Annotated in this window: 8 protein-coding genes and 2 pseudogenes; 8 read left to right on the top strand and 2 right to left on the bottom strand. The window is 65.4% G+C overall.

The genetic code is table 11. From position 1 onward, the window contains the following. The first annotated feature begins 332 nt into the window (after positions 1–332). The 3 genes and pseudogenes from WKC72_RS21505 (at position 333) to WKC72_RS21495 (ending at position 1,989) form a co-directional block, all read left to right on the top strand. Positions 333–1,133 (top strand): SDR family oxidoreductase, encoded by an 801-nt coding sequence (locus WKC72_RS21505; RefSeq protein ID WP_370179041.1) that lies wholly within the window; start codon positions 333–335, stop codon positions 1,131–1,133. Between the two features lie 32 nt (positions 1,134–1,165). Next, positions 1,166–1,353, top strand: a pseudogene (locus tag WKC72_RS21500) (enoyl-CoA hydratase-related protein); the annotation flags it as partial. Between the two features lie 25 nt (positions 1,354–1,378). Beyond that, a pseudogene (locus tag WKC72_RS21495) lies at positions 1,379–1,989 on the top strand (citrate/2-methylcitrate synthase). 57 nt (positions 1,990–2,046) lie between these two features. On the opposite strand, the gene WKC72_RS21490 reads toward WKC72_RS21495, so the two are convergent. Further along, a complete protein-coding gene (locus WKC72_RS21490; RefSeq protein ID WP_370179038.1) occupies positions 2,047–3,093 on the bottom strand; it encodes a helix-turn-helix domain-containing protein in 1,047 nt (348 codons plus the stop codon). A gap of 913 nt (positions 3,094–4,006) precedes the next feature. Here WKC72_RS21490 and WKC72_RS21485 point away from each other — a divergent pair. From WKC72_RS21485 to zigA, 5 genes are all read left to right on the top strand, one after another. Further along, on the top strand, positions 4,007–5,080 hold the full coding sequence (locus tag WKC72_RS21485; RefSeq protein WP_370179035.1) for a phenylacetaldoxime dehydratase family protein: 1,074 nt from the start codon (positions 4,007–4,009) through the stop codon (positions 5,078–5,080). Further along, the gene (locus tag WKC72_RS21480) at positions 5,080–6,639 is read left to right on the top strand and encodes an amidase (RefSeq protein ID WP_370179032.1); all 1,560 of its coding nucleotides are present in this window, start codon (positions 5,080–5,082) and stop codon (positions 6,637–6,639) included. Before WKC72_RS21485 ends, WKC72_RS21480 begins: the two co-directional genes overlap by 1 nt. 72 nt (positions 6,640–6,711) lie before the next feature. Beyond that, entirely contained in the window at positions 6,712–7,335 is a 624-nt protein-coding gene (nthA, locus tag WKC72_RS21475) for a nitrile hydratase subunit alpha (RefSeq protein WP_370179029.1), read from the top strand. A gap of 26 nt (positions 7,336–7,361) precedes the next feature. After that, a complete protein-coding gene (nthB, locus tag WKC72_RS21470) occupies positions 7,362–8,000 on the top strand; it encodes a nitrile hydratase subunit beta (protein ID WP_112298346.1) in 639 nt (212 codons plus the stop codon). A 115-nt stretch (positions 8,001–8,115) separates the two neighbouring features. Next, on the top strand, positions 8,116–9,342 hold the full coding sequence (gene zigA, locus WKC72_RS21465) for a zinc metallochaperone GTPase ZigA (RefSeq protein ID WP_268790427.1): 1,227 nt from the start codon (positions 8,116–8,118) through the stop codon (positions 9,340–9,342). Between the two features lie 58 nt (positions 9,343–9,400). On the opposite strand, the gene WKC72_RS21460 is transcribed toward zigA, so the two are convergent. Further along, entirely contained in the window at positions 9,401–13,372 is a 3,972-nt protein-coding gene (locus tag WKC72_RS21460) for an amino acid adenylation domain-containing protein (RefSeq protein WP_370179024.1), read from the bottom strand. Positions 13,373–13,575 lie beyond the last annotated feature (203 nt).

Raw genomic sequence — 13,575 nt, 5'->3', positions numbered from 1 at the left:
TCAGCGTCTCTACCTGCACACTTCCGCCCATCCGGCTGTCCACCTCCTCACCGACACGACATGAGCATGTCCCCATAGGACAAACGGCCCACGTTTCTTGATGCTTCGCGGACGTGGTCACCATCACAGGACTCTCCTATCGTGAAGAGCGCTCGGCCAACGCCTGCGAACTGCTCGGTGAGCGACGCACGGCACCCCGAGACTCCGTCGTACGGGATTGGTTCGAGCGTTACCGTCCAAGTTCGACAGGCGCGGAACGGCTTCTCACCCACAGCGTCAACTACGAAGGGATTACAGTGAACAACACGAGCTTCCGCGGGAGAACCGCCGTCATGTCCGGAGGCAGTCGCGGCATCGGACTTGCCATCGCCCGCGCGATCGCGAGCCGCGGTGGGAACGTCGTCCTGCTTGCCAAGACCGATACCCCCGACCCTCGACTGCCCGGGACGATTCACACCGCCGTCGCAGAACTGAACGAGCTGGGCGGACACGCCGTACCCGTTGTCGGCGACGTCCGAAGCGATGGCGATATCGCCCGGGTCGTCGACGCCGCTCTCGACAACTTCGGCGGCATCGACATCGTGGTCAACAACGCCAGCGTGCTGGATATCTCGAAGACCGAGGACCTGCCGCTCAAGCGGTTCGATCTGATGCAACAGGTCAACGTGCGCGGCACTTTCGCGCTGACCCGGGCGTGCCTTCCGCACCTGCAGAAATCCTCCGCCCCGCACGTACTGACGCTCTCACCGCCACTGAACATGACGCAGCATTGGCTGGGCACCCATCCGGGCTACATGCTGGCAAAATACGGGATGACGCTGGCCGCGTTGGGCATCGCCGCCGAGTACGCGAATCAACCCATCTCCAGCAACTGCCTGTGGCCGCAGACGATGATCGCGACGGCAGCGGTCGGGAACCTACTCGGCGGCCACGACAGCCTGGAACACTCCCGCTCCCCCGAGATCATGGCCGACGCCGCGATCGAACTGCTCGGCCGTCCCGCCGGCACCGACAACGGTCGCACGGTCCTCGACGTCGAAGTACTCACCGAAGCCGGTGTCACCGATTTCACGCCCTACGGTGGAACCGCCCCGTTGACGATCGACATCTTCGTCGACGCTGCGGCGGGATGACGACGCATTCTTCCACGTCAGGCCTCGTAACCGCCGCGGGTGTCGGCGTATCCCTGGCGCTCGCGTGCGACCTCACCGTCGCTACGGAGTCCAGCTACTCCTTCTTGCGTTCAATAAGGTCGGCCTCATGCCGGACGGCAAAGGCACCGCCCTCATCGCCGCGTCGACCGGCCACGCCCGTGCCATGAAGATGGCTCTCCTCGCAGAACGACTCCCATCATGGACACGAACAGCAGACCGTACCAATCCATTTCAACCCTGGACTGGAAGGTGTGGTCGCGTTCACCAGCGACATCGCCGAACCCGACAAGGACGGCGGCGCCCTGCGCTACCGCGGCGTCGACATCGAAGAACTCGTCGAGGGCACGTCACCTTCGGCAACGTGTGGGCCCTGCTCGTCGACGGCCGCTTCGGCCCCGGACTGCCCCCGGCCGAACCGTTCCCCCTGCCCGTGCACACCGGCGACGTCCGCGTCGACGTCCAGGCCGGCCTGGCCATGCTCGCCCCCATCTGGGGATACCAGCCCCTCCTCGACATCGACGACGACATCGCCCGCGTCCTGCCGATGATCGAGGATACCGAAAAGACCGGCGACGCCCGCACCCTGGTCAAGGGCATCCTCGACCGCAAGGAAAAGCTGATGGGCTTCGGGCACCACGTCTACCGCGCCGAAGACCCCCGCACCCGGGTGCTGCGCGCCACCGCCCAACGCCTGAACGCCCCCCGCTACGAGGCGGCCGCCGCCCTCGAACAGAAACGCCTCGGCAAACTCGTCCGCCCCGCCGCCATCTACACCGGACCCGCACCCCGCACCCCCGAGTCCGTCGAGGGCTGGGACCAGATCGCCTCGACGTAGGGGTCGACAGCACTGACTGAGGCGCCTACTGGCGGCGGATGGGCCTTCGGGCCTCGATCATCGGTGCTGTTCCCGGTAGCGGCTCGGACTGATGCCGTAGGTCGCCGTGAATGCTCTGCTGAAGACGGACAGATCGATGAACCCGAACTGGGCTGCGATGTCGGTCAGGGATCGGGGGATGTTGCGTGGGGCCACCATCGCTTGGCGGCAGGCCTCGAGTCGGTGTTCGCGAATCGTGGCAGCAGCGGTTGCGTCGAAGCGCGCGAACACTCTGTGGACGGTTCTGGTGGAGACGAAGAAGGCCTGTGCGATGCCGGACGGGGACAGGTCCGGGTCGTCGAGGTGCTGTCCGATGTACTGCACCATGTTCGCGTACAACTCCCGCATGGCGGCATCTGGATCGTCGGGCTGACACTCCTCCTGCGCCGCGGTGATGGCCAGGTCGGCCAAACCGCCGGCGAGCCCGATCGCGCCTCCTGAGGAGACTTCCCCGTCGGCGACGAGGAGGCTGGACAACATTGGTGACAGTAACTGTCCGACCGGGGAAGTGGAGCTGACGGTCCGCGCTGTCAACTGCTGTGACTGGCTCTCGGTGAGCGCCACCGAGGCGCGCGGCCAGGTGAACACCCGCAGGTGCCAGTCCGGATGCAGGTTCCAGGTAAAGGGCCGTGACGTCTCGTAGAGGGCGAAGTCACCCGGACCGAGAATGCAGGTACGCCCGTCCTGGATGAGCTGTCCCTCACCTGCGACCACCATGCCGATCTGCATCAACTCGAGTGGGTGGCGGTTGGCAAGCCTCGCCGTTCGGCGGAAGGATTGCGATGTCGCGGTGACGTCGGCAGCCATCAGGTGCGCGAAATGCCGGGTGTGGACCGCGCCGGTGAACTGCGTGGGCTCGGCGGGATCGATGTCCAGCGCGACGAAGGTGTCGCGGATCGTGTCGATCCAGGTGCCGAGCGTGCTGGTCCGAACCACCTCGCGGCGCTGCTGAGGTGTCGACCCGGCGCGCGACAGTGACGGTTGCGGCACCGCTGTGTTCGCGGGCCGGGAATCCGAGCAGTCCCCATCCACGAGGTCGCCATCAGGCGGTGGCAACGACGTCATGGACAGCTCCTTCTCCTCGCGTGAACCTCACGCTATGAGCGGCGAAACCGCATGTCAACGCGCGCTCGCCCATTTACGCGGAAGAAACACGATTTCCAACCCGTGACAAAGCCGAATACCTGTCGGGGTATGACTCACGAACCCTGTGAGTTCCGGCGCCAGTGGCTCCGCCCCCGCGATGACGATGTCGCGGAGTGCAAAGCGGGCAGTCGCTGAGCGTCAAACATCACGCCTCGGAAACTCCTACCGTTCGAGTACGCCGGAAATCCCGGACGGGGCCGATTGTCGGTTCCTCGTCCTGACCGCCGGCGGGTCGCCGGTGTAGACAGGAGGACAACATGAAGGCACCGCCGTTCGTCACTCGGTGGACCTCGACCGAGCAATCACGGTGGCCGTGATCGTCCAATCGCTGCCGCCGACGTCGTCGTATCAGTGTTGGTGGCCATCAGTTTCATCGCATCCGCGGCGATTCTCCAACGCCATCGGCATCGTCGGGCCTGTGCGGCCGGGCCCAAACGAAGAGACACAGCATGCCGCTACTACTGCTCGACGCTGCCATTGCACTTCTCCGAATGCTGATCCGCCCTTACCGTTGGCCGGCCGACCTGAAGGAGGGTGTCACCAGACTTGCGACGGCGCGCGCTGATCGACGGTCGATGGCCCTGCACGCATACTTCGCGGGTGCACACGACGAGCGCATGTGCGCCGATGATTTCGGCGGCACAGCTACGTCCCGCGGGGAATCCAGACGGAACACTCCGCCCGGTAGCACGTTCTGCGCCGAGTGTCGCTGATCGTCGAACTACCTGTCGCTCGTCGTCAAATTCACACCGGCACACGAAGGTAACGTCAATTTCGATCCGAGTTGCCGAGCGTTCTCGGCAAGCCCCAACTCGATGACTCAGGAGTCCTCATGGAATCTGCAATCAGTGACCACCTCACATGTCCGCGGAGTTTGACCCGGCGTGTGCCCGACGACTACCAACCCCCTTTCCCCATGTGGGTGGGACGTGCCGACGAGCGCTTGCAGCAGGTGGTGATGGCGTATCTCGGCGTGCAGTTCCTCGGCGACGAGCAACGCCCGGCCGCGCTTGCTGCCATGCGCGACATCGTCGCCAGTTTCGATCTGGGCGACGGCCCACTGCACCACGACCTGACCCATCATGCGGACAATCAGGGTTACGAGAATCTGATGATCGTGGGCTACTGGAAAGACGTTTCTTCCCACACACGTTGGCTCCACAACCCTGCTGTGGCCGACTGGTGGGCATCGGATCAACGACTGGCCGAGGGACTTGGCTACTTCCGCGAGATCGTGGCCCCACGGGCCGAGCAATTCGAAACGCTCTACGCCTTTCAGGACCACCTCCCTGGTGTCGGCGCTGTGATGGACGGGATCAGCGGCGAGATCAACGAACACGGGTACTGGGGTTCGATGCGCGAACGCTTCCCGATCTCCCAGAATGACTGGATGCAGCCCTCGGGCGACCTGCGGGTGCTCAGCGGCGATCCCGCTGCCGGTGGCCGTGTCGTGGTACAAGGCCACGACAATATCGCGCTGATTCGGTCCGGCCAGGATTGGAAGGATGCCGAATCCGAAGAACGCGCCCTGTATCTCGAGGAAATCCTCCCGACCTTGCAGCAGGGCATGGATTTTCTTCGAGACAACGGCGAGTCGGTGGGCTGCTACAGCAACAGGTTCGTGCGCAACATCGATGTGGAAGGGAACTACCTCGATCTGAGCTACAACATCGGCCACTGGGGTTCGCTCGACAAACTCGAGCGCTGGGCAGAATCCCATCCGACCCACCTGCGAATCTTCACCACCTTCTTCCGCGTCGCCGCCGGCCTGTCAAAACTTCGGCTCTATCACGAGGTCTCGGTGTTCGACGGGTGCGACCAGCTGTACGAGTACATCAACTGCCACCCCCAGACCGGCATGATGCGCGACGCCCAACCGGTCAAGCACGTGAGGAGCACCACCTGATGACAGTCGTCCGACCGAACGCCGATGCAATCGGCTCTGCCGCAGATCATTACGGCCTCCATTTCGACGCCGCGACTCGTCAGGAGTTCGCAAGCTTGGTCGATGGCGCGCTCGGCTCGTACGACGTGGTCGACGCCCTGTATGCGGACGAGAGCGTCTCGGCACCGTCCCGCAATCATGCGACACCTGATGCAAGCGACAATCCCTTGGGCGCATGGTATGTCACCACGAGCATCTCGACGACGACAGAAGGTCCGCTGACCGGCCGGCGTGTGGCGATCAAAGACAACGTGACCGTGGCCGGCGTGCCCATGATGAACGGATCGCGGTCGCTGGAGGGGTTCGTTCCCACCCGCGATGCGACCGTGGTCACCCGACTGCTCGATGCCGGCGCCACGGTGGCGGGCAAGGCGGTATGTGAGGATCTGTGCTTTTCCGGTTCGAGCTTCACCCCGGCCACCGGTCCGGTACGCAACCCGTGGGACCCTGACCGCGAGGCCGGTGGATCCTCCGGTGGCAGCGCCGCCCTCGTCGCAGCCGGTGATGTCGATTTCGCGATCGGCGGCGACCAGGGTGGGTCGATCCGCATTCCGGCCGCATTCTGCGGCGTGGTCGGCCACAAGCCCACGTTCGGGCTGGTCCCCTACACCGGCGCCTTCCCCATCGAGCGCACGGTCGATCATCTCGGGCCCATCACCCGCACAGTCGAAGACACCGCCCTGCTTCTGTCGGTGATCGCGGGCCGTGACGGCCACGATCCCCGCCAACCAGACGACCTCGTGGTGGATGACTATGCGTCTACCCTCGACTCCGGGATCGAGGGCCTGCGGGTCGGGGTCGTGAGTGAGGGCTTCGGGCACGCGGTCTCGCAGCCGGAGGTCGATGATGCGGTCCGCGCGGCCGCACACCGGTTCACCGACTCCGGCGGTGTGGTCGACGAGGTGAGCATTCCGTGGCACCTGCACGCGTTCCATGTGTGGAACGTGATCGCCACCGACGGCGGCGCCTATCAGATGCTCGACGGCAACGGTTACGGCCTCAACGCAGACGGCCTCTACGACCCTGAACTGATGGCGTACTTTGCACAGCGCCGAATCCAGCACGCTGATGCCCTGTCCGAAACCGTCAAACTCGTCGCCTTGTGCGGCCATCACGGTGTCACCGCATTGGGCGGATCGAGCTACGGCAAGGCCCGCAACCTGGTACCGCGCGCTCGCGCCGCCTACGATGCGGCGCTGGAAAGCTTCGACGTCCTGGTCATGCCGACCCTGCCCTACGTTGCCTCCGAACTACCGGCGCAGGATGTGGACCGAGTCACGTACGTCACCAAAGCCCTCGGAATGATCGCGAACACCGCCCCATTCGATGTCACCGGCCACCCCGCCCTGTCAGTGCCGGCAGGTCTGGTGAACGACCTTCCTGTCGGAATGATGATCATCGGGAAACGATTCGACGACGCCACCGTGTTACGCGCCGGCCACGCATTCGAACAGATCCGCGGCGCCTTTCCCACGGCGACCGGCCAACCGGCTACCAGTGCACGTCTGAGTCTCGCCTGAGACGAGGCGCGTCCTACCCGCCCACTCACACCACCACTTCACAAGTATCAGCCCCTACAGAAAGTGGAAACAATGTCGGCAACGATCGAACACACACCAGACAACGCGGCACCACCTCAAGCGCCGGCGTCGGATCGCGCGTGGGCCCTGTTCCGTGCGCTCGACGGAAAGGGCCTGGTCCCAGAGGGTTACACCGAAGGGTGGAAGAAGACCTTCGAGGAGGACTTCAGCCCGAAACGCGGCGCCGAACTCGTCGCGCGAGCCTGGACCGACCCGGAATTCCGCAACCTGCTCCTCACCGACGGCACCGCCGCCGTGGACCAGTACGGCTATCTCGGACCGCAGGGCGAATACATCGTGGCGCTCGAAGACACCCCCACCCTCAAGAACGTGATCGTATGCTCCCTGTGCTCGTGCACCGCGTGGCCCATCCTCGGGTTGCCGCCGACCTGGTACAAGAGCTTCGAGTACCGTGCCCGCGTCGTCCGTGAACCTCGAAAAGTTCTGTCGGAGATGGGCACCGACATCCCGAAGGATGTCGAGATCCGTGTGTACGACACCACCGCCGAGACCCGCTACATCGTGCTCCCCCAACGACCGGCCGGCACCGAAGGCTGGAGCCGGGAGCAACTGCAGCAGATCGTGACCAAGGACTGCCTGATCGGGGTCGCAGTCCCGCAGGTCCCGGCCAACTGAACCACCGAACCAAAGGAGAGAGACCCATGGATGGAGTACACGATCTCGCCGGTGTTCAAGGATTCGGCAAGGTGCCCCACACCGTCGACGCCGATATCGGCCCTACCTTCCACGCCGAGTGGGAACACCTGCCCTACAGCCTGCTGTTCCTCGGAGCGGCGGACCTGGGGGCATTCAGTGTCGACGAGGTTCGCCACGTCGTCGAACGGATGGAACCCCGCCACTACATGATGACGCCCTATTACGAGAGGTACGTCATCGGCGTTGCCACCCTCATGGTCGAGAAGGGCATTCTCACCCACGACGAACTCGAAGTCCTCGCCGGTGGCCCGTTCCCGCTGTCCCGTCCCGCCGACTCGGCGGGACGTCCAGCCCGCACCGACACCATCACCTTCGAAGTCGGTCAACGCGTCCGGGTGCGCGACGAATACGTTCCCGGGCATATTCGCATGCCCGCCTACTGCCGCGGCAGGGTCGGGACCGTCACCCACCGCACCAACGACCAATGGCCGTTCCCGGACGCCATCGGCCACGGCCGCACCGATGCAGGCGAGGAACCGACCTACCACGTCGAGTTCGCGGCCGAGGACCTCTTCGGAGAAGACACCGACGCCGGCAGCGTCGTAGTCGACCTGTTCGAGGGGTACCTCGAACCGGCGGCCTGACCCTCTGCCCACACTGTCCCCAGCGGGCGTCGGCGGGCACGCACCTCGACTGCGCGTACCCGCCGACGCCCACGTAGCCGGGATCTCCCCGACCCCGCGGAAGGATTCAAAAGCCATGGCCGACACTCGACTTCCCGTGACCGTGCTGTCAGGGTTCCTGGGTGCAGGAAAAACGACCCTCCTCAACCAGATCCTGCGCAACCGTGAGGGCCGACGGGTGGCCGTCATCGTCAACGACATGAGCGAGATCAATATCGACAGCGCCGAAGTCGAACGGGAGATCTCGCTGAGCCGCTCACAAGAGAAGCTCGTCGAGATGACCAACGGCTGTATCTGCTGCACCCTGCGCGAAGACCTTCTCGCAGAAATCAGTGCATTGGCCGCCGATGGACGATTCGACTACCTCCTGATCGAATCGTCCGGCATCTCCGAGCCGTTGCCGGTCGCTGAAACGTTCACCTTCATCGACACCGACGGACATGCTCTGGCAGACATCGCCCGCCTGGACACCATGGTGACCGTCGTCGACGCCCACAGCTTCCTTCACGACTACCAGACCGGCGGCCGCGTCGAGGCCGACGCACCCGACGACGAACGCGACATCTCCGACCTTTTGGTCGATCAGATCGAGTTCGCCGATGTCATCTTGGTCAGCAAAGCCGACCTCGTCACCGTAGAGCACCTGACCGAACTGACCGCGGTCCTGCGCTCACTCAACCCCACTGCCCGCATACAGTCGATGTCTCACGGCGACATCCCGCTCGAGAGCATTTTGGACACCGGCCTGTTCTCCCTGGAGAAGGCCGCCCAGGCACCCGGATGGCTCCACGAACTCCAAGGCGAACACACTCCCGAGACGGAGGAATACGGAATCAGTTCCGTGGTCTACCGTGAACGCGCCCCCTTCCACCCCGGCCGGCTGCACCATTTCCTCACCAGCGAATGGTCGAATGGGCGTCTCCTGCGCGCCAAAGGCTACTTCTGGAACGCGCACCGATTCACCGAGATCGGCAGCATTTCCCAGGCCGGCCACGTGATCCGACACGGCTATATCGGACGGTGGTGGAAATTCCTGCCCGAGGCCTACTGGCCTGAGGACGAGTACCGCAGGGCGGGGATTCTCGACAAATGGGAAGAACCAGTTGGTGACTGCCGGCAGGAACTGGTCTTCATCGGCCAAGGAATCGACCCCGACGCACTGCGCCACCAACTCGACGCGTGTCTGCTGACCACCGCCGAGATCGAACTCGGCCCCGACACCTGGACGACATGGCCCGACCCCCTCGGTGACGGCCACAGCGACCAGGTCACCAGCACCGTTGCCCAGACACGCACCGCCTGACCCCAACCGGCAACATCTCGGGCGCGGCTCGGAGCGTCGATCCTGTGCCGAGGGAACGTCACGTCGTTCCTTCCGATCGCGCGGAGTTACCGGACAGCGCGAGCCGGCGCTCGGCGAGCGTCACGTGGTGCGCGAGGACGGGGCCGATGTCGGCGAGCCCTTCCGGGCTCGTCATCTGCTGGTGCGACACGGGAATGGCGTGTTCGTGGATCTCGCCGCTGATGTGCGGCCTCCACGCGGCGACGCCGGTGGGGGCATCCACAGAATCTGCCGCACCGAAATACAGCAGATCGAGACCGATCGGTGTCGACGGGCGATGCGCGAGGGCGAGGTCGACCGTGTGGGTGAACACCCGGTGGACGGCCTCGAGATCGTCCGCGGTCACAGCGGCGAACAGTCCGCCGGTGCGGCGCAGCGCTTCCACGGCACGATCCGTGGTCGGCGCCGCATCCTCGCCACCCGGGACCACCGCGCCGAACTCCGCCAGAAGTGCTGCCACGGTGGGCTTCTCCGTCGGGCGACCGTATCCTCCGGTCAGGTGCGTGTCGAGCATCGCGAGGGTGGCCACTTCGTCGCCGTCACCCGCGAGTTGCACCGCCATCTCATGGGCGATCTGACCACCGACCGAATAGCCGACCAGGTGGTACGGGCCGTGCGGCTGCACCGAGCGGATCCGTTGGACGTACCCCGCGGCGAGATCCTTCAAGGAATCGACACGCAGGTCCGGGTCGGTGAGCGCCGGGGATTGCAGCCCGAAGACCGGACGATCGCCGAGATACTGCACCAGTCCGGTGAAGCACCAGGCCAACCCGATCGCGGGATGGATGCAGAATACCGGGCTGCCGGTTCCGGAGGTCCGCAGCGGCAGCAGCACGTCGAGCGACCGGTCCGCTGCGTCCTCCGCCCCGGGGTCCTCCGGCGCCGTGGCGATCATGTGCGCCAGGGCTTCCGGCGTCGGATGGGTGAAGATCCACTGCACCGGCACGGCGCGCGCAGACGATTCGGCAATCCGGGCGATCACGCTGGTCGCGGTGAGCGACGTGCCACCGAGCGTGAAGTAGTTGTCGTCGAGGCCGACCCGGTCCAGGCCGAGCCCCTCGGCGAACGCGGCGGCCACCACTCCCTCGGTTACGTTGCGCGGCGCCCGGTACGCGGCGCGCGCCGCAGTGAAGTCGGGCTCCGGCAGGGCGGCGCGGTCGAGTTTCCCGTTCGCGGTGACCGGCACGGCGTCGAGCACCGTGACGGTCGTGGGGACCATGTGCGGGGCCAACCGTGCGCGGGCGTGAGCCAGGACCGCGGCCGTGTCCAGTAGTGAACCCGCTGCGGGGACGACGTAGCCGGCCAGCCGGTCGCCGCTGGTGTTCACGACGGCGCGATCGATACCGGGGTATCCGAGGAGTGCCGATTCGATTTCGCCGAGTTCGACCCGGAAACCACGAATCTTCACCTGAAAATCCGAGCGACCCACATACTCGAGCACCGGCCCACCCACCGAACGCCGCCACCGCACCACATCCCCCGTCCGATACATCCGCTCCCCCGGCCCCCCGAACGGATCCGCAACAAACCGCCCCGCCGTCAACCCGGACCGATTCCGATACCCCCGCGCAAGCGCCGGACCCGACAAATACAACTCCCCCGCCGCCCCGAACGGCACCGGCCGCAACCGCCCATCCAACACCAACTCACCGAACCCACGAACCGGACCACCGACCGTGACCGACTCCCCCACCACCAAACCGCCGCTCGCATTCGACATGATCGTCGCCTCCGTCGGCCCATACGCATTGAACATCCGCCGACCCGGAGCCCACCTCGCAACCAACTCCGGCGGGCACGCCTCACCCGCCACCACCAGAGCACCCAACGCCTCCAGCCCGACCGGATCGACCGACGACAACGCCGTCGGCGTCAACACCGCATGCGTCACACACTCCCGAACCAAGATCTGCGCCAACTCCTCCCCACCGTAAACCGTCGGCGGAACCACCACCAACCGCGCACCCATCCCCAACGCCCACACCAACTCGAACACCGAAGCATCGAAACTCGGTGACGCACAATGCAACACCCCAGCACCCACACCAACCCCGAAACCCGAACGCTGCGCAGCCACCACATTCGCCAACCCCCGATGCGTCACCACCACCCCCTTCGGCACACCCGTCGACCCCGACGTATAAATCACATACGCAGCCTGACCCACCCGCACCGGCGCACCCCGATCCACATCGGTCACCGCCCCCGCCGACACCGACACAACCCGCGACACGACCTCCGCATCATCGAGCACCACCCACCGCACCGAACCCGGCAACCGATCCCGCACCTCCGAGACCGTCACCCCCACAACCACACCCGAATCCACCAACATATGCTCGATCCGACCCACCGGATACAACGGATCCACCGGCAAAAACGCCGCCCCCGTCTTCGCCACCGCCCACACCGACAACACCGACTCGACCGACCGCGCCACCGCCACAGCCACCACCGACTCGGCACCCACCCCCGCCCCCAGCAACACCCGCGCCAACCGATTCGACGCCTCATCCAACTCCCGATACGTCACACGCCGATCCCCACACACCACCGCCACCGCATCCGGATCCACCCCCACCGCCGCCGCCAACAACTCCGGCAACGACACCTCCGACACCGACACCTCACCCACCACCGGAGTCAAGCACTCCAACTCCGCCACCCCGATCACGGCGAGCGGAGTACCGGGGTCGGCGGCGAGCAGTTCGTCGATCAATCCGACGACGCCGGCGTGATGCGACCGCAGGTCGTCGTCGCGGTAGCGGTACGGGTTGGCCTCGAACTCGACGATCGTCGACGCCGGAGTGCCGCTCCGGTACACGTTCACGGACAGGTCCGGGACAGGACCGGTGGTGAGGATCCGGAAGTCACCGGTCAGCGACCCGAAGGTGAGATCCTGGTCGAAGAGCATCACGTTGATCATCGGTCCCGAGATCCTGCGGGCCTCGGCGGACACACCCAGCTCACGCAGAATGTCCTCGACGTTGCCGCGCTGGTGCCGCATTGCCCCCATCAGTTCGTGCTGCACCCGGGTCACGAGGTCGCCGACGGTGTCGTCGGATCGGACCTGCACCCGCAGGGGCGCGACGTTGGCGAGCATTCCGCCGGATCGTCGCAGTACAGCGGTGGTGCGCGCGGACAGGGGAATGTCCACGAGCACGTCCTGCCGTCCCGTCCGCCGCGAGAGGTAGCAGGCGAAGGCGGCGATCAATGCGGCTGCTGCCGTCGCGCCCGGCCGGCCGTCGGTGTCCTCGAGTCGTGCGACGGTATCGGCGGACAGCGCCGTGCGCACGGTCAGGCTGTGTGCGGCAGGCGGAGCCTCGATGTCGGTCAGGGAGGCGCCGTTCGTGCGTGTGTGGAGACGTTCGGCCCAATAGTCACGGTCGGACGAGAACCGGTGGGACGCCCGGTAGTCGCTTTCGAGGCGGTGCAGGGTGTGCAGGTCGGCTGCACGGCTCGGTTCGAGCTCGAGGCCTTGGACTGCCGCGGTGTACAGGGCGGCGACACGGTTGACCATCGTCATCGCCCCGTATCCGTCGAGGGCGACGTGGTGGATCCTGCTGTACCACAGGTGCCGCTCGTCACCGACCCGCAACAGCGACGATTCGCACAGATAGTCGTGCTCGAAATCGACTCGTGCCGTGTAATTCTCCCGCATCCACGCCTCCGCGGCGGCCATCGGGTCGGATGCACTGCGGAAGTCGACGATTCCCATGGCCGCGTCGGCAGGCGGATCGACCACCTGCTGCGGCTCACCGTCGACGACGACCAAACGCAGGAACACCGACTCGTATTCGTGGCCGGCAACGAGCGCTACCTCACGAAACAGATCGACGTCCAGCTGCCCGTGGATGTCGACGTACTGCGCGATGCAGATCGGGACGTCCGGGGCGAGTTGCTGCGCAAACCACAGCCCGTGCTGCGCCGCGGACAGCGGGAACGGATCGGATCGATGCTCTCGGTAGTTCGCTCGCGCAGCGTGTTCCATCAAATCACCAACCAGGGTGCTTGCGCCGCTGGATCGACGGCGGGACGCTCGGTCCTTGTGGGCAGGGGCAGCCGGATATACCGACGCCACTACGGTCCCGCGGATCGCCATGCGCGGAAACACACCCTAGGTGTGTGGTGTGGACACCCTGCACCGCCCGCACAACCCCACGACGAGGATGCCGGAGAACTATGCTTGGCCGT

It is taken from the genome of Rhodococcus wratislaviensis (genome assembly GCF_041228765.1).
Taxonomy (GTDB): domain Bacteria; phylum Actinomycetota; class Actinomycetes; order Mycobacteriales; family Mycobacteriaceae; genus Rhodococcus_F; species Rhodococcus_F wratislaviensis.
This window is presented reverse-complemented; position numbering and strand designations above follow the sequence as displayed.